Source organism: Pseudoduganella sp. UC29_106, assembly GCF_044055365.1.
In the GTDB taxonomy this organism is placed as follows: Bacteria; Pseudomonadota; Gammaproteobacteria; order Burkholderiales; family Burkholderiaceae_D; genus Rugamonas.
In genome coordinates this window covers 4,231,376-4,247,770 of the sequence record NZ_CP171977.1, presented here as the reverse complement: position 1 = coordinate 4,247,770, position 16,395 = coordinate 4,231,376, and the positions used below count along the sequence as shown (strand labels likewise).

The window sequence follows — 16,395 nt, the reverse complement described above, 5'->3', positions numbered from 1 at the left end:
CAAATCAACATCTTGCAAATTTTTAAGCAGATAATGCTTTAAGGAAACTTTCTTTTTGATAGTTATATTAAATATTTGCTAATCTTGCATAACGTGCTAGCCTCCCACGCTGATCGGAATATTGTCTATTGGCATCATTGCCTTTTTAGCAAAGGGACGAATCGTGACGCAGATTTTTGCGAGATGTTTGAGCGCCATACTTGCCTTGCTGGTCCTGACCGCAGCAGGGACCGTGCTGGCGCAAAACGATACTGCCGTAACCCGTGGCCTGGCCTGGCTCCAGGCGCAGGTTCAACCGGCCGGCAGTATCGCGAATGAGAATGCGAGCGCCGCCACGGCCACGCAAGTGCGGACCGAGGTGGGCCAGACGCTGAAAGGCCTGGCCACGATGCCTGCCGGGTTGGCGGGCAACCTCGCGGCGGATGTCGACGACAACACGGAATACCTGGCGCGGCGTCTTATCGTGCAGGCCGATTCCGGCAGCGACGCGGCGCCGCTTGTGGCCGCACTGCTGGCACGCCAGAACCAGGACGGTAGCTTTGCCAATGCGCCCGGCTACGCCGGCAGTGCGCTGGACACCTCCTGGGCCCTGCTCGCGCTGCAAGCGGCAAAGCAGTCCCGGCACGGACGCGCAAGCGCGCGGCCAGGCCTACCTGTTGGCGGAGCAGCAGGCGGACGGGGGCTATGGCCTGATTGACGGCGCCTCCCAGGCTTATGTCACGGCACTGGCCATGCTTGCGCTGGAAGGCGGCAACCAGACGCCGGCCGTGCTGAATACGCTGCAGCGCGCATCGTCCTGGCTGTTGTCCCGCCAGCAGGCGGATGCCGGCTGGGGCAGCGCCATCGACACCAGCCTGGCCCACCTGGCGCTGCTTGGCGCCGGCAATGATTCCAGCCAGCAGGCGGCGATCCGCGCCAACCTGTTGGCGCAGCAGGGGGCGGACGGCGCCTGGTCCGGAGATCCTTACGTCACGGCCCTGGCCCTGCGCGCGGTAGCCGCGCAGCCCAAGCCGGTGCCCACTACCGGCGCGGTGACGCTGCAGGCCATCGATGCCCAGGCCGGTGCTGGCATTGCGGGCGCCATTGCCCAATTCGTCGGCAGCAGCATTGCGCCGGCCGTGGCCGATGCCCGCGGCCGCATCGTCTTCAACGACGTGCCGGCCGGTCCTTACACTGTGGCCGTGAGCGCACCCGGCTACGGTGGCCTGAGCATGCCGTTCACGCTGCGTGCTGGAACCACCAGCGACCTTGGGGTGTTCTCGATGACCGTTGCGCCAACGACCGGCGTGCTGAAAGGCGTGGTGAAGGACGGCAGCGGCAATCCCGTCAGTGACGCGACCGTTGCCATCAGCGGCGCAGCGGCAGCTACCGCCGCTACGGGTGTGGACGGCAGCTATGCGTTCAGCGGCCTGACCCCGGGTGCACTGGCCATCGTCGTCAGCAAGCCTGGCTTCGCCACCATCAGCGCCGGCGGTACGCTTGCCGCCGGCATGACGATGGTGTTCAGTCCAACGCTGCCGCCTGCAGGCCAGGGCGGCGACAGCAAAGGTTCCATGATTGGCCAGGTGGTGGACAGCGTCTCTGGTTCGCCGCTGGCGGGCGTCGCGGTGGTCACGGCCATCGGCGCCAGCGCCGTCACCGGCGCCGATGGCCGCTTCCTGCTGGCGGGCCTGGCGCCGGACGCCTATGCCGTGCGTTTCGCGGCGGCCGGTTATGCCGAGCGCAATTACAGCGCCGTGCTGGTGGCTGCGGGCAGCGCTACCGATTTCCAGCAGGTGCCGCTTGCGAAAGCGCTTACCAGCATCAGCTTGGTGGGCACTGTCAGCGACAAGGTAAGCGGCAAGCCTGTTGCGCAGGCCACCGTTGCCGTCAGCGGCGCGCAGGCCGTCGTACCGATGCGGCGGGCGGCTACCGCGTGGACGCCCTGGCAGCCGGCGACGCCACCATCCGCTTCAGCGCACCGGGCTACGGCACGGAAACCGTCAGCGCCACATTCAGTGCAGCCGGCGAATACCGGCTGGACAAGACGCTGCAACTCGATAGCGGCGCCAATCCATCGTTCTCGATGCTGGCGACCGACAAGCCAAGCTACCGCGCTTTCGAGCCGGTCACCGTGCAAATGGAAGTGAGCAATAGCGCGGCGCAGCCGGTGCAGGATGCGGTGGTGGACGTGACCATCTTCGGGCCGGACGGCCAGGTTGTCAGCACGCAGCAGGCAATCCGCATCGATGCCGATGGCGTGGCGCAGAACCTGTTCACCTTCCCGGCCGGCGGCAGCACTGCGATCGCCGTGAAGTGGTCGACCCAGTCGTATGCGCCCGGCCAGTACCTGGTGAAGGTCCGCACCATGACTGAAAACGTGGCCAGCGGATCGCGTTCCATCCTTTCCGAACGCACTGCAGCCTTCACCATTGAACCTACGACCCGAGTACTGCGCCTGGGCGTAACGCCGCTGCCGGCTTACAGCAACCTTGGCGCATCGGAGCAACTGCGCTTCCGCGTCGAGGCTACGCAGCAGTCGAACCTGCCGGCCAGCACCAGTTTCAGGCTGGCGCTCAAGGCGCCGGACGGCTCGCTGATCCGGGAAGAGACGGGCGCCGTGAGCATGCTGGCGCACGAGGTGCTCGGCAGCGTCGAGCTGGGGCCGTTCACCCAGCAGTTCAACGCCAGCGGCATTTACCGCCTGGAGCTGAGCCCTGCCGGCGGCGCGGAAGCCGAGACGCTGGCTGGCAGCCAGATCGAGGTGGCGCCTGGCATTCGCGTTGAAGCGAGCCAGCAGGTCACTCCCAATACGGTGACCCCGGATGGCGACAAGCGCATCCGCATCCAACTGCAACTGAAAGGGGTGGAGCAAAAATGAGGAAGCTGTTGACCGCAACTCTCGCCGCTATCGGCTGCTTCGCGCTGCTGCCCCTGGCGGCGCATGCCGCGCCTTTGATCACAGGGCTGGGCGGCACCTCCGGCTTTGGCCAGCTGGCCATGGGACGCAACGACGACGGCTCGTCGGCCGTCATCCAGATGGGGAGCGGCTTCCCCTACGGGATCAAGCTGTTCTCCGGCAGCTACAACACCCTGTATATCAACAACAACGGCAATATCACTTTCCGCGGAGCGCTCGGCACCTACACGCCCTCGCCGTTCCCGATCACCAACCTGCCGATGCTGGCCGCATGGTGGGGTGACGTGGACACGCGCGGTGGGACCGCCGACCCGGCGCAGAACAATGTGTACTACAGCACCGCGGTGCCGGGGAAGTTCATCGTCACCTGGAACTATGTGGGCTATTACTCCGGCGCGACGAACAAGCTGAACTCCTTCCAGATCATCCTGACCGACCGCAGCGACGTGGGGCAGGGCGATTTCGACATCGAATACCGCTACGAGCAGCTGCAATGGACCACGGGCAGCGCCAGTGGCGGCTCCAACGGCCTGGGCGGCACGCCGGCCCAGATGGGGTATGACGCCGGCGACGGCAAGAATTTCTACCGCCATCCGGATTCCAGCACCGCGGCCATCCTGCAACTGGTCGACAGCAGCAATGCCGGCCAGCCCGGCGTGTGGCGTTTCGAAGTTCGCGGCGGAACGCCGACGCCGCCGCGCACGCCGAACCTGGTCAATGTGCACCTGACGGAAACGCTGAACGCCAGCGACATTACGCTGGACATGGCCTCGTTCCAGACGGCGCCCACCAGCGTGACCAGCGCCAACGGGCAAACCCGTATCGAATGGGAGTTCCCCTCCTTCCCGGCCGACCTGACCAAGGATCTCAGCTTCGATGTGATGTTCCGTAATCCCGTGCCGGGCGAACGGCGCCAGCTGGTGGCCAGACTGGAGCTGCAGTACAAGGACGTCAACGGCAATCCGGTACGTTCCGAACTGGGGCAGGAATTCATCACGGTCTACCCGTCGGTATTCCAGGTCGCACCGAGCAGCGACAAGCCGGTCTATGGCCCTGGCGAAACCGTGCTGATTTCCAACCTGGTGAAGAATCTCGGCGTGGCGGAGGGCAGCGGCGCCGTGCGCGTGACTGTGCTCGATGCAAACAATGCGGCAGTAGCCGTTGCGGGTGTCACGGCGGCCGACGCCATTGCGGCAGGCGGCAGCAAATTGTTCCCGAACCTGCAATTCCTGACCGCCTCGCTGTATGCAGGCAGCTACACACTGCTGGCAGAACTGGTGGACGGCGCAGGCAGGGTACAGGCGACAGGACGCCAGAGCTTCAGTGTTGCGGCCGCGCCAGGCCCGCAGGCCGAGGTGCGCGTTGCGACCGACAAGCCGGCCTACAATCCGAATGAGACCGTGCGCGTCAGCGACCATGTGCGCAACCTGCTTGGCAATGCCAGCCTGGATGGCGTCACGCTGCGCACCACGCTGCTGAATGCGGACGGCACGGCGCGCGCCGGCAAATCCGAAGCGCTGGCCCAACTGCCGGCCGGCGGCAGCAGGGAGCTCGCCTACGCCTTCCCGCTGGGCGCTGCAGTGCCCGGCGACTACAGCGTTTTGCTTGAACTGCTGCGCGCCGATGGCAGCGTGATGGCGCAGGCGTCCGCCGGATTCAAGGTCGCGTCCAGCGCCGAAAACGCGGCGGGCGTGACGGGTGTGCTGAGCGCATCGCCGTCGGCGCCGAATGCAGGCCAGACGGTCCGCCTGTCGTTCACAGCCACCAACGGCGGCAATGCGTCACTGGCGAACCTGCCGCTCACGCTGTCAATCGTGGAGCCGGATACGGAGCGCGTAGTGGCGCGCTTCACTTATGCCGCCACGCTGGCCGTGGGCGCGGGCTATAGCGGCAGCGCCGAATGGAAGGCGGCCGGCGGCGACAGCGGGCGCCTCGCCGCCGTGCTGAGTGCGGCTGTCGGCGGCAAAGATCTGGTGCTGGCGCAGGCGCCCCTGACGGTATATACGCTGGAAGCGAGCCAGGAACTGCGCGCGGCCGGCCGCGTTCTTGGCATGGTGTCCTGCGACGTGGAGCAGTCCGGCGCAAACTGCAGCAGCGAGCGCGCAGCGATCATGGACAAGGCGCTGGACGATGCCGGCCTGGCACACACGATCGCCGGCGATGCCGATGCATTCCGCCGCGCCTTCCGCTCCGGCCAGTACAACATCTACTGGGTGTCCGGCAAGCAGGACAAACTGCAGGGCACACTGGCCAGCGAGTTGCGCGAAGCCGTGTTCGCCGGCGACGGCATCCTGATAGACGGCGAGCATGACCAGCGCAACAAGGATCTGGACGCACTGGCCGGTGTGCGCTGGCGCGGCAAGTTCGGTCCGACCAACTTGGCCGTGGACCTGGGCGGCAGCATGGGCCTGACCGGCCGCTTGCTGACTAGCGGGCGATCCGACCGCATGGACCTGACCGGCGGTGCGGCGCAGGGCTTGCTCGATGCGGGCGGCAAGAAGGACCAGACGCCGGCCATCGTCAGCAACGGCTACGGCGCGGGCAAGGCGCTGCAGTATGCCTTCGACCTGCCGGCCAGCCTGCAAGCAGTGCCGGAGTGGCAGGGCGTGCTGACTGGCAGCATGCAGTATCTGCTGCCTGCGCTGCAAGCGACGTTGACGCCGGGTGCGTTGCTGCCGGTGCGCCTTGCCGTCAGCAACCGCGGCCCGGCCACGGCGATCGCTGTGGAAAGCGTGCTGCCTTCAGGCTCGACGTATGCGGACGCCGACCCGCAGCCGAGGTACGACGCCGAACTCCACGCGCTGGCGTGGCAGCAGCCGCTCGCGGTGCAGCAGCAGTGGAAGGGCGCGTTCGGCCTGCAGCTGCCACAGGAGGCCGGCAATTTCACGCTGCGCACAGTCGTCAGCACCATGGACGAAGCGACCGGCACGCGCAACCCGTATGGCGCACCGCTGCAGCAGCAGTTCGTCGTGGTGTCCGCATCGGCGAGCGCCAACAACGCCATCGATGCGTTGAACGCGATGGCCTCGCTCAGCCGCCAGGACGACCGCCTGCGCGACCAGATGGTGGAAGACATCCGTGCCGCCCTGGCCGCATTCCAGCTCAACACGCCGGCCGGCTATGAAAGCGCCATCGGCAAGCTGGTGGGAGTGGCCGATGCGCTGCCGGGGCTCACGACGGTCGACACCCGCGCCGCGCACGATGCCATGGGCCGCGTGCTGCGTGAAGCCCAGTGGCGCTGGAGCCTGGCCCAGTAATGAAATACTGATTCGAGTGGAAAGAGACCATGTTACGAAACCGTAAATTCCAGCGTTCCACGGCCGCCGCCGTGCTCGTGACCTTTACCAGCCTGGTGCTGTCGCCGCTGGCCCATGCGCGCCAGCTGCTGGCCGGCGAAGGCGAATCGGCCGGCAGCGCCCAGGTAGCCGATGCCGACCAGCGCTTCTCCTTGCTGCTGCAGGAAGTGGCCGGCGAACTGCGGGGCGCCGGCGGCGCCGCCGCGCAGCAGGCAAAAGCCGCGCCGCCGGGGCAGGACAACGCCAGGCGAGCCCAGGGCATCCGCAAGCGCTACAAGGATCTCAAGGCCCTGTATGCGACGGTGGACCTGGGCTTTGAAGACAGCAACCGCCGCCTGCGCGAAGCGAAGCTGCCGCAGGAAATGCTGGACCGGCAGGCACTGGCCCAGTCGCGCTGGCAGGCGCGCCGGGCCGAGTTCGACAGCCTCGCGGCGCGCGTGGATGCCAGCGTGGATGGCAGCGCGGAGCAGGCGGACGCCTTGTCCGCGCTCGCGGCCTTCATGACGAAGTACCAGCACGGACGGCGCCACCAGTTCACCAATCCGGACAAGCTGCCGTTCGGCGCCCCGGACAGCAAGGTGCGCGCGCCGTACGTGAGCCCGTCGGAATTCCAGGCCAGCCTGTTCCAGCCGCGCTTCAAGGATGTGCAACTGGCTGGGGCCATCCCACAGGGCCTGTCGCTCTCCGCTGCCGCGCCGGCCGCCACGCCGGAAGCGGCCGACCTGGCTGAAACCGTGGATGTGCAGCTGACGCCGGCCATCCGCAGCCAGGCTGCGGCGCTGGGCAACAATCCCGTGCGAATTTATTCATGGGTGCGCAACAATATCGCCTTCATTCCTTCCTACGGCAGTATCCAGGGCAGCGAGCTGACTTTGCAGAACCGGCGCGGCAACGCATTCGACACGGCCTCGCTGCTGGTGGCGCTGTATCGCGCGAGCGGCATCCCCGCGCGCTATGTCTATGGCACGATCGAGGTCCCTGCGGACAAGGTCATGAACTGGGTGGGCGGCGTGAGCAAGCCTGAGGCGGCGCAGGGTTTGCTGGGGCAGGGCGGCATTCCGAATGTGGGCCTGGTCTCGGGCGGCCGCATCGATGCGATCCGCATGGAACATGTGTGGGTCCAGGCGCACGTGGACCTATCGCCCAGCCGGGGCGCAGCCGGCCACGCGGGCAATGGCTGGGTACCGATGGATGCCAGTTTCAAGCAGTATCAGTATTCGCGCGGCATGGACCTGGCGAGCAATGTGCAGGTCGATGGCGCCGCACTGCTGGCAGATCTGACCCAGGGCGGTGTGCTGAATCCCGCCCAGGGCACCATGCAGAACCTGAATCTGGCGAAACTGCAGTCGGCGTACGCCGCATACCAGAACCGCGCCATTGCCTATATGGATAGCCAGAAGTCCAACGCCACAGTGACCGAAGCGCTGGGCGCGCAAACGGTGCTGCCTGAGAACCGGCCGTTGCTGCAAGGCGCGCTGCCTTACAAGACGGTGGCGGTGGGTAGCACCATGGCCGCTTTGCCGGACCGCCTGCGCTGGCGCTTCCGCACCAATATTTATCCGGCTGACGGCTTCAGCGACAGCAGCAGCCCGCTGATCGAGATCAACCAGCCGACCGCTCAACTGGCGGGAAGGAAGATCACGCTGAGCTTCGTACCGGCCTCGAAGGCCGACCAGGACCTGGTCAACACCTACATGCCCAAGGCCCACGCCGACGGCAGCCCGATCCAGCTCAGCGAACTGCCGGCGACGCTGCCGGGCTACCTGCTGAATATGAAGGCGGAGTTGCGGGTCGACGGGCAACTGGCTGCGCAATCGGCAGGCAGCATGAGCATGGGCAGCGACGTACGCCAGTCCAACGCCTACTTCAATCCCTCGCGCGGCGACTGGGAAGGCGGCGACGACAGCGACATCACTGTCGGTGAATACAATGCCATCGGGGTGGACCTGCAGGGCGTGGGCCAGGCGCAGCTGAAGTCGCTGCAGACCAAGCTGGAGGGCCTGCGCGCCCGCTTGATGCAATACCAGGCCAACCCCGGCGACCAGTCGCCATTGGCTGGCCTGAGCAAAGAGGACTTTACCGGCGATATGGTCTACAACGGCATCCTGACTTACTTCGCCCAGGTGGATGCCACCGATAACCGCCTGGCGCGCATGTCCGGCGCAGTAACCACATACAGGCTGCCGAGCTACGGCCGCTATTTCACCACCGCGGCGCCGCGCTATTTCTTCGGCATCGTACGCAGCGTGGGCTTCAGCGGCGTGGGCATGGACGTGGACTACCTGCGCTATCACGTGGAAGCGAACAATGGCGACAACGCCGTGCGCCGCGATTACCTGCGCCAGGCCGGCATGGCCGGTTCGCTGGCCGAAGGCAGCGTTCCCGTGCAGCTGCTGCGCAAACCTGCCTTGCCGCCAACCGACCCAAGCCAGCCGCTTGGCTATTCCGCCGTGTCGGCGCTGCAGATAGCAGCGCGCGAGGGCCAGCGCATCTTCAGCCTGGATCACAACAACACCGCGCAGCATGGGGCGATCCTGGCCGCCCTGAGCATCGATTCCGGCTCGCGGGCGGAAATCGAGGCGGCTGTGGCGGTCGGGCGAGACGTGGTCGTCCACGAAAAGAACGTGACAGTCAAAGGCTGGACCGGCGCCGGCTACATCATCCTTGACCAGGATACCGGCGCGGGCGCCTACAAGGTAGCCGGCGGTACCAACGGCGGCGGCTCCGATGCTGCCGGCGATGCGATCACGCAAGCTATTATGGGACTGAACCTCGCACTTGGGCTGTTGCCATTTGGCCTGATGCTGGCTGTGCTCACCGGCCCTGTCATCGCGCTCGCGATTACCATCATTCTCGTCTGGTCGCTGGTACTATACGAGATCCAGTCGATGGATGAAGGACCGGCGCGCAGCATTATCGCCAACCTGGCCTGGGGCGCTTTCGGCATTGCGGTGGGCGCGTTGACGGGATCGATCTGGGTCGCGCTGGCGGCCTGGATACTGGGGGCGATCGGCAACGCATTCATTGCGCTTGCGCCGACTGACCAAAGGAGATACCAGATTGCTTGAACTGATTGCAGGATTGCTGATTGCGTCGCCGGCCGCCCTGATCGGGAGCAGGGCGCAGAACGGCCGCGGCGCGGGCTGGTTTGTGTTGTATGCCTGGCTGGCCGGAGCGGCCAGTTACGGGTTCTTTGGCCTGGCCGGCTTTGCCGCATGCGTTGCGGGCCTGGCCGCAGCCGGCTTCACATGGCGCCAGCGGCTTCAGTTCGGGCGCTGGCTCTCCGGCAGGTCGGGAGACTGAGAGAGGGCTGCCAGTTCGGCTTCGGTGAAGCCCGCGCGGCGGCGGGCTTCCATGTTGAAGGGACCGCGCACGGTGGCCTTGTATTGCACCCACCAGCCCATCATAGGTCGCAATCGGATCGAGCCCGCGCAGGCGGCACGTATGGGCATACCAGCGGTTGCCGATTTCGACGTGGCCAACTTCATCGCGCAGGATGATATCCAGGATCTTCGCGGCATCTTCATCGCCGGCCTGCGCCAGTTTGGCGCGCAGGGGAGGGATGGCGTCCAGCCCTCGCGCTTCCAGCGTGCGCGGCACCAGGGCCATGCGCGCCATCACATCGCCTGTTGTCTTTTCGACCATCTCCCACAGGCTGCCGTGGGCGGAATAATCGCCATACGCGCTGCCCAGCGTCTGCAAATGGGCGGACAGCAGCGAGAAGTGATATGCCTCTTCCTTCGCCACGCGCAGCCAGTCCAGATAATACTGCTCCGGCATGCCGGGGAAGCGCCACATCGCATCCAGCGCCAGGTTGACGGCGTTGAACTCGATGTGGGCGAGGGCGTGGACGAGCATCGCGCGGCCTTCCACGGTCGCCATCGAGCGGCGGCCAACGAGGCGCGGCGCCACCAGTTCAGGGCGCGCGGGGCGGCCGGGGATCTCGCCGGTAGCTTGCAGCGTAACGGCGGCATCGAGCGCACAGCGGCCCTCCGCGCTGGCTGCGGCCATCGCGGCGACGGCAGCCACTTTACTGGCAGGATCGGGCTCAATCAGGCATTGCAGCGCCCAGCCGCGTAATTCCATTTTCGAATCTCAAACAGGCAAAGGGCGCAGTTTAGCAAATCCCGGAGTTGTTAACGGTTTCTGTGGACAAGTCTGTTAACAAGGCACCCGCACAAATCACAAGTGCCTGATTCGTCACGGGAATTCTACCGTGCTCACGATTTGCGCAGCGGCTTGTTGAGGTGGGCAACCAGGAATTCGACGAAAGTGCGGGCACGCAACGAGAGGTGCCTTGCGTGCGGATAGAGCAGGATGAAGGGACGCGAAGTGCCGCTGTGTTCGGGCAGCAGCTCGACAAGGTCGCCGCGCGCCAGGTCCAGTTCCACGATGAAGCGGTAGGTCTGCACGATGCCGGCGCCGGTGCGCGCCAGCGTAACGATGCCCAGCACGTCTTCCGCGCAGCACAAGCCGCCTTCGGTGAGGATCTCTTCGCGTTCGCCATTGCGCATGAAGGGCCAGGGGATGCGCTTGCCGGTGCTGGGCAGCTCGAACTGGATGCATTCGTGCTTCGCCAGCTCATCCAGCGTCTTCGGACGGCCGGCGCGCTTCAGATAGGCAGGGGAGGCGACAAGCACCAGTTCCGCATCTTCCAGCTTGCGCGCGACCAGGCTGGAGTCGGGCGGCGTGCGGCCGCGGATCGCGAGGTCGAAGCCTTCGTCGGCGAAGTCGATATTGCGGTTGCTGACGTGGATATCCAGCGTGACCTCGGGATAGAGCGAGCGGAATTCGCCGAGCAGGGGCAGCAGGCGGTAATGGGCGTAGGGCGTGGGGGCGCTGATGCGCAGCGGGCCGGCGGGCATGGCCTGGCCGCCGGTCACTTCACGCTCGGCATCCGCCAACTGGTTCAGCGCCTGGCGGCATTGCTCGAAATAGGTGCGTCCTCCATCAGTCAGGCGGATCTGCCTGGTGGTGCGCACGAACAGGCGCACGCCCAGCCTCTGTTCGAGCCGGGCCACCGAGCGGCTGACAGCCGCCGGCGTTACGCCCGCAGAAGTGGCGGCCGCCGTAAATCCCCCCAGCTCGGCCGCGAGACAGAACAGTTCAATGCTCCCCAGCAGCACGTCATCGAATTGACGTTTCATCTTTCGCTCCCTGATTCATTACATCATGTACTTATTGTCTTGCATGTTGCCTCATTTATCAACCGCAGGCGCATAAGTATAGTGAGCTCATCGAACACCTCACCAGGAGCATCAAAATGAGCAAGAAAACTGTCATCGTTACCGGCGCATCGAGTGGCCTCGGTTTTGCCATCGCGGAAGCCTATCTGAAACGCGGCTATAACGTTGTCGGCAATGCCCGCACCGTCGAACGACTCAAGGAAGCCGCCGCCCGCCTGGGCAACCCGGCCAACTTCATCACGGTGGCTGGCGACATCGCCAAACCTTCCACCGCCAAGGAACTGTTTGCCCGTGCCGTTGACGCCTTCGGCAAGGTGGACATCCTGATCAACAACGCCGGCGTCTTCATTCCGAAGCCAATCACCGAGTACACGGAAGACGATGTGAACACCATCGTCGGCACCAACCTGATGGGCTTCTTCTACCCGTCGCAGGCGGCGGCAGAGCATATGGCGGCGAACAAGTCCGGCCATATCGTGAACATCACCGCCAGCATCAGTCTGAACCCGAACATGAAAGTGCCGGCCATCCTGCCGGTGCTGATCAAGGGTGGCCTGAACCAGGCGACGCGCGGCCTGGCGCTTGAACTTGCTGCTTCCGGCGTGAAGGTGAACGCCGTGGCTCCCGGCATCATCCAGACCCCGATGCACGGCAAGGATGAAGGCACGCAGAACTTCCTGAAGGCGCTGTCCCCGACCAATACCATCGGCAGCGACCAGGACATCGTCGACGCAGTGCTCTACCTGACCGATTCGAATTTCACCACCGGCGCAGTGCTGGCTGTAGACGGCGGCATGGCCACCGGCACTTGGTAATCAATAAAGGAATACAGATCATGAAACTGATTTATGTGGCAGACCCAATGTGCTCCTGGTGCTACGGCTTCGGCAAGGAGATGACGGAGCTGAAGGCCATGCATCCGGACCTGCAGCTCGAAATCGTGGTGGGTGGCCTGCGCGCCGGCGGCACCGAGTTGCTGACCAACGAAGGCAAGCAATTCCGCCTGATGCACTGGGCGCGCGTGGAAGCGGCGAGCGGCCTGCCGTTCAACCGCGAAGCCTTCATGGCGCTGGAAGACTTCGTGTACGACACCGAACCTGTGTGCCGCGCCGTCGTCACCGCCCGCCGCCTGCATCCTGATGCCGACGTGCTGGCCGTATTCCGCGCGCTGCAGAACGCTTTCTATGCCGAAGGCCGTAATACGACCGACGGCAAGGTGTTGTCCGAAGTCGGTTCCGCGGCGCTGCGCAAGCAAGGCTTTGACGTCAGCGCAGAGTCCTTCTTCGCTGAGTTCAGCGACGCGGCCACCATCGCGGAAGCGCGTAATGACTTCGTCAAGGCACGCCGCCTGGGTGTGAACAGCTTCCCGGCGCTGCTGCTGGACACCGGCAAGGAAATCGTTGAAGTAAGCCCCGGCTACGCACACGCACAGCAGGTTGACCAGCAGCTGCGCGCAGCCATGGCCCGTAATTAAACGGAGAAAGTCATGAAACTGAAGTCCATCATCGCGGCAGTTGCCGCAGGCGTGGCCCTCTCGGCAACTGGTGCGGCGCTGGCTGAAAGTGCTCCGGCGCAGAAGGCGTCCGCCGCTTCGGAGGCATCCGCCAGGATCCAGTTGATCAAGAAAAGCCCGGCCTACTGGAAGATCACGCTGAACAATCCGCCGCTGAATATCGTCGGCCCGACCGAAGTGCGTGAGCTGGTGAAGATCCTGGAACAGATCGAAGCCGATCCGAATGTGCAGGTGGTGGTTGTAGACAGCGCCGTGCCGGACCAGTTCATAGCGCACTACGACCTGTTGAAGCCACTGGAAGATTCCACCGGCATGGCGCCCGGCCCGACCGGCATGCATCCTGTGCCTGACTTCATGGTGCGCTTCGCCCGCCTGGCGCCGGTGACGATCGTGTCCATCCGTGGCCGCGCCACCGGCATCGGCAGCGAGCTGGCCCTGGCGGCGGACATGCGCTTCGCCAGCCGCGAGAAGGCCGTGCTGTCGCAATGGGAAGTAGGCGCGGGCTTTGCGCCCGGCGGCGGCCCGATGGCTCGCTTGCCGCGACTCGTCGGCCGCGGCCGCGCGATGGAAATCCTGATCGGCTCGGACGACATCAACGGTGATCTGGCCGAAAAATACGGCTACGTGAACCGCGCGCTGCCCGACGCAGAACTCGATGGTTTCGTCGACGCCCTGGCTACCCGCATCGCCGGTTTCGACCGCACCGCCGTAGTCGAAACCAAGAAGCTGGTGAACCTGGCCAGCCTGCCGCCCGATTCGGAAATGACGCCGAACTGGAATGCCTTCATCAGCACCGTGCAGCGTCCCGCCGCGCAGGAACGAGTTGGCGCGCTGGTGAAGCAGGGCCTGCAGAAGGACTCGTCCATCTACAAGGATCTCGGCAAACGCACCGCCGCGTTCAAGAAGTAGGAGAGTACCGTCTTAATCCCCCTTGTCCCGGCTGCGGCCGGGATTTTTTCAGTTCTTCACGGATTTCCGGCAAGGCCGTTTGTCGCAAGGTGGCGCTTTCGCGCTCGGCGGGCTGACGGCGGTCACAGGGGCGCTTGGTGTTAGCCGTGCCGCGGGCCGTGCGGCGTTCCGCAATGCGCCGCTCGCGCGCTCGCTCTTGTGACTGGCGCTCGGCCGGAGCAATGTCTCCAATCAGGCGCGCTATCGCCGCATTCCGCGCTGCCCGGCAGACATCGGCCAGCAGCCATTCCTCACTGCCGGGAAGGCAGAGCCAGACGGCCTTCCACGCATTGCGGTTACCGCTGCCCTGAAGGTTGGCAAAGCGCGACGGCGACATCGCATGCTCGCCGTATTTGATCTCGCCGCCCTCCACCTGGGCGAAATAGTTGTGGCCGCCAAAACTGGCGCGCAGCCGTGTTCCATCGGGGAGGAAGACCTGCTTCCATTGGTATCCCGTCCCGGAAGCTGCCGCTGGCTGCGCCTCGGCCGCGGCTGCCGGCCGTACGTAGTTGCGTATCGCCTCGCAAATAAATGGCTCCAGGGATAAAGAAGTCCGACCAGCATTGGCCGGTGAATTCGCCCAGGGCTTCAAGCACGTCGCTGGGCACGCGAATCGGGTAATGGAGCTTAGACATGGTGGGTCTCCGAAATTCGGTTTTTACTAAGCGGTACTACTTCCTTCCAAGGCCTGCTAGAACGCCCTGGTTGTTACTAAAATTGCGCTTCAGAACGCGAATCGGCACTAAATGTTCGTGGCCTGTGTTCGTTGGAGGGGGCAGCGCGAATTCGTTCCCCGGATCGCGAAAACCCCGACGAAATAGCGACAACCAGCATGGAGTAGTAAGGGATATCGCGTTTTAGTAAAAACCGAAAAACCAAGTACCCCTCCCTATACACGCAATGCGGGTGTGGGGTGATGGGCGAGCCTGCAGGCGTTTCCCCGTGCATCCGCGAAGAGCCTTTTTTCTTCAGTCGAGTGGGCGCTTGCGGCCGGTGAGCATTGCCTTGGGCAAGTTCTCTTTATGCCGCACGCTGGTGGCGATAACAGCCGTGACGTGGATGGCGACGCAGCCGAGCAGGCTCCATGCGAGCAGGGCGTGGATGTCCTCCAGCCATTCGTCGCCCCAGAACATGTCCAATCCCATCATCCAGCCACTGGCTGCAAGCAGCAGGATCAGCGACCAAATCAGCAGGGCCATACAGGCGCCGAGCGGATTCAGGCCCAGCATGCGCGGCGCGCGGCCATGGCGGGCGGCGCGCAGATAGGTCTTTATCCGAGTCACTGAAGGCAGCCACTTGGAATAGTGCGCAAAGCCGGACGCGCGCGTACTCCACGCCAGCCGCAAGAGAACCAGGGCGCCGGCCAGGTAGCCGGCGTAGCGATGCAGCGCTGCGCCGTCCTCGTTCAGGAACTGAAAAAAGACCAGCGCGGCAACGCTCCAATGGGTGCAGCGCACAACGCGGTCCCAGACCTTGACCATGATGATGCGCGGCGGCCCTTACTTTTCGATTTCCGCTTTAACGATGGCCAGGGTCTTGGTGTCGAAATAGATTTCGACCTTCTTGCCTTCCTTGTTATGGCCGTAGATCTCGTAGCACTGGCCATCGACCTTGAATTTCTTGATCTTGTAGCCTTCCGCTTCCAGCTTGGCCTTCGCGTCAGCTTCCTTCATCCATTCTTCCTTGGGGTGCTTCTCGCACTTGGCGCCTGCGAGCGCGCTTCCGGCGCTGACGGCCAGCAGAGAGGCAAACAGGATTCTAAACATAGGTCAGCTCCGTTCGTCGATTGTTCGAAGTGGGCATATTAGCATGCAGTATTTTGAGTCTACCGCCGCTCGCTCTCGAAAGCCGCCGCAGCGCATACAGCACTTTAAGAGGTGGGATTCTGCGCATTTTCAAATGGGCAAGATGGTATGCTCATGATCAGGCCATACGACTGGAGGAGCAAAAACGATGGCAAGTGCGAAATCATGTACAGAATGTGGTGGCAACGAGCATTTTTCGAAAGAAATCGCTCCTGGCGCAAATGGTGAACTACTCCCCGTTGGCAGCCTCCATGGCGCTAAATATCGAATAGTCGTCTGCGGAACTTGCGGCTTCACGCGATGGTTTGTAGCCGAACGTTTCCTGTCGCTGGTAAAAGAGAAATTTGAAGCAGATCTTTGATATATGTGTAGGTGATCGGACTGCGTTGCTAAGCTGACCGGACCCGGCCGAAAGCGGACATGGAGCCAGGATAGCCACGTGGAGTTGGCGCCACAGCCTGCTAGACCAATGTGCATTGTCGCTTAGGCATTCGAGGCAGGCGCAAGCCGCGCTGGTTTGAAATGCGCACTAGAATCGGCCCTAGCTAACAGACCTTCTCGACACGTTGTTCTTGCATGCAGCATCACCTTCGATGCGGCAAGATGGGCTACGGCACATCCGCCCTGGCAATCAAAAAACATACCCAAATTTCACAACGAGTCCACCAGCGGGTGTACCCTATGACCTCCATTCCGAGTGCTCAATCATAGGCCGATTCTTGTATTCGATGCGTTCAGGCGCCAGGAG

General features: G+C 63.9%; 14 protein-coding genes and 1 pseudogene. 10 read left to right on the top strand and 5 right to left on the bottom strand.

What is annotated here, in order from left to right; genetic code table 11:
- Positions 1-187 precede the first annotated feature (187 nt).
- The 6 genes from ACHMW6_RS21225 to ACHMW6_RS21200 are packed head-to-tail and all read left to right on the top strand — an operon-like array spanning position 188 to position 9,498.
- Complete coding sequence (locus tag ACHMW6_RS21225; protein ID WP_395399663.1) at positions 188-697, top strand: hypothetical protein; 510 nt, start codon at positions 188-190, stop codon at positions 695-697.
- Positions 657-2,129 carry a carboxypeptidase regulatory-like domain-containing protein gene (locus ACHMW6_RS21220; RefSeq protein ID WP_395399662.1) on the top strand — a complete coding sequence of 491 codons (1,473 nt, stop codon included), beginning with the start codon at positions 657-659 and terminating at the stop codon, positions 2,127-2,129. The genes ACHMW6_RS21225 and ACHMW6_RS21220 overlap by 41 nt, the downstream gene beginning before the upstream one ends.
- Entirely contained in the window at positions 2,066-2,860 is a 795-nt protein-coding gene (locus ACHMW6_RS21215; protein WP_395399660.1) for a hypothetical protein, read from the top strand. The genes ACHMW6_RS21220 and ACHMW6_RS21215 overlap by 64 nt, the downstream gene beginning before the upstream one ends.
- Positions 2,857-6,156 (top strand): nidogen-like domain-containing protein, encoded by a 3,300-nt coding sequence (locus ACHMW6_RS21210; protein ID WP_395399658.1) that lies wholly within the window; start codon positions 2,857-2,859, stop codon positions 6,154-6,156. The genes ACHMW6_RS21215 and ACHMW6_RS21210 overlap by 4 nt, the downstream gene beginning before the upstream one ends.
- Before the next feature lie 29 nt (positions 6,157-6,185).
- Positions 6,186-9,263 carry a transglutaminase family protein gene (locus tag ACHMW6_RS21205; RefSeq protein ID WP_395399656.1) on the top strand — a complete coding sequence of 1,026 codons (3,078 nt, stop codon included), beginning with the start codon at positions 6,186-6,188 and terminating at the stop codon, positions 9,261-9,263.
- Complete coding sequence (locus ACHMW6_RS21200; RefSeq protein ID WP_395399654.1) at positions 9,256-9,498, top strand: hypothetical protein; 243 nt, start codon at positions 9,256-9,258, stop codon at positions 9,496-9,498. Before ACHMW6_RS21205 ends, ACHMW6_RS21200 begins: the two co-directional genes overlap by 8 nt.
- Here the strand turns inward: ACHMW6_RS21200 and ACHMW6_RS21195 are convergent.
- Positions 9,459-10,281 (bottom strand): annotated as a pseudogene (locus tag ACHMW6_RS21195) (ferritin-like domain-containing protein). The gene ACHMW6_RS21200 and the pseudogene ACHMW6_RS21195 sit on opposite strands and share 40 nt — an antisense overlap.
- Positions 10,282-10,415: 134 nt before the next feature.
- Positions 10,416-11,342 (bottom strand): LysR family transcriptional regulator, encoded by a 927-nt coding sequence (locus ACHMW6_RS21190; protein ID WP_395399652.1) that lies wholly within the window; start codon positions 11,340-11,342, stop codon positions 10,416-10,418.
- Positions 11,343-11,458: 116 nt separating this feature from the next.
- Between ACHMW6_RS21190 and ACHMW6_RS21185 the strand changes: the two genes are divergently transcribed.
- From ACHMW6_RS21185 to ACHMW6_RS21175, 3 genes are read left to right on the top strand one after another with little or no spacing between them, the layout of a single operon-like run.
- The gene (locus ACHMW6_RS21185) at positions 11,459-12,196 is read left to right on the top strand and encodes an SDR family NAD(P)-dependent oxidoreductase (protein ID WP_395399650.1); all 738 of its coding nucleotides are present in this window, start codon (positions 11,459-11,461) and stop codon (positions 12,194-12,196) included.
- Positions 12,197-12,216: 20 nt separating this feature from the next.
- Positions 12,217-12,855, top strand: a complete 639-nt coding sequence (locus ACHMW6_RS21180) for a DsbA family protein (RefSeq protein WP_395399648.1) — start codon at positions 12,217-12,219, stop codon at positions 12,853-12,855.
- Between the two features lie 12 nt (positions 12,856-12,867).
- Positions 12,868-13,803 (top strand): enoyl-CoA hydratase/isomerase family protein, encoded by a 936-nt coding sequence (locus ACHMW6_RS21175; protein WP_395399646.1) that lies wholly within the window; start codon positions 12,868-12,870, stop codon positions 13,801-13,803.
- Here ACHMW6_RS21175 and ACHMW6_RS21170 read toward each other — a convergent pair.
- From ACHMW6_RS21170 to ACHMW6_RS21160, 3 genes are all read right to left on the bottom strand, one after another.
- Positions 13,793-14,434 (bottom strand): hypothetical protein, encoded by a 642-nt coding sequence (locus tag ACHMW6_RS21170; RefSeq protein WP_395399644.1) that lies wholly within the window; start codon positions 14,432-14,434, stop codon positions 13,793-13,795. The genes ACHMW6_RS21175 and ACHMW6_RS21170 overlap by 11 nt on opposite strands.
- Positions 14,435-14,810: 376 nt before the next feature.
- On the bottom strand, positions 14,811-15,323 hold the full coding sequence (locus ACHMW6_RS21165; protein ID WP_395399642.1) for a cytochrome b/b6 domain-containing protein: 513 nt from the start codon (positions 15,321-15,323) through the stop codon (positions 14,811-14,813).
- Between the two features lie 18 nt (positions 15,324-15,341).
- Positions 15,342-15,608 (bottom strand): PepSY domain-containing protein, encoded by a 267-nt coding sequence (locus ACHMW6_RS21160; protein WP_395399640.1) that lies wholly within the window; start codon positions 15,606-15,608, stop codon positions 15,342-15,344.
- A gap of 187 nt (positions 15,609-15,795) precedes the next feature.
- Between ACHMW6_RS21160 and ACHMW6_RS21155 the strand changes: the two genes are divergently transcribed.
- Positions 15,796-16,008 carry a hypothetical protein gene (locus ACHMW6_RS21155; RefSeq protein ID WP_395399638.1) on the top strand — a complete coding sequence of 71 codons (213 nt, stop codon included), beginning with the start codon at positions 15,796-15,798 and terminating at the stop codon, positions 16,006-16,008.
- Positions 16,009-16,395 lie beyond the last annotated feature (387 nt).

Excerpts from the sequence above, each read along its gene's own strand:
- ACHMW6_RS21210 (WP_395399658.1), top strand. The coding sequence starts at position 2,857 with ATGAGGAAGCTGTTGACCGCAACTCTCGCCGCTATCGGCTGCTTCGCG.
- ACHMW6_RS21160 (WP_395399640.1), bottom strand. The coding sequence starts at position 15,608 with ATGTTTAGAATCCTGTTTGCCTCTCTGCTGGCCGTCAGCGCCGGAAGC.
- ACHMW6_RS21175 (WP_395399646.1), top strand. The coding sequence starts at position 12,868 with ATGAAACTGAAGTCCATCATCGCGGCAGTTGCCGCAGGCGTGGCCCTC.
- ACHMW6_RS21185 (WP_395399650.1), top strand. The coding sequence starts at position 11,459 with ATGAGCAAGAAAACTGTCATCGTTACCGGCGCATCGAGTGGCCTCGGT.
- ACHMW6_RS21205 (WP_395399656.1), top strand. The coding sequence starts at position 6,186 with ATGTTACGAAACCGTAAATTCCAGCGTTCCACGGCCGCCGCCGTGCTC.
- ACHMW6_RS21180 (WP_395399648.1), top strand. The coding sequence starts at position 12,217 with ATGAAACTGATTTATGTGGCAGACCCAATGTGCTCCTGGTGCTACGGC.
- ACHMW6_RS21155 (WP_395399638.1), top strand. The coding sequence starts at position 15,796 with ATGGCAAGTGCGAAATCATGTACAGAATGTGGTGGCAACGAGCATTTT.
- ACHMW6_RS21215 (WP_395399660.1), top strand. The coding sequence starts at position 2,066 with ATGCTGGCGACCGACAAGCCAAGCTACCGCGCTTTCGAGCCGGTCACC.
- ACHMW6_RS21165 (WP_395399642.1), bottom strand. The coding sequence starts at position 15,323 with ATGGTCAAGGTCTGGGACCGCGTTGTGCGCTGCACCCATTGGAGCGTT.
- ACHMW6_RS21190 (WP_395399652.1), bottom strand. The coding sequence starts at position 11,342 with ATGAAACGTCAATTCGATGACGTGCTGCTGGGGAGCATTGAACTGTTC.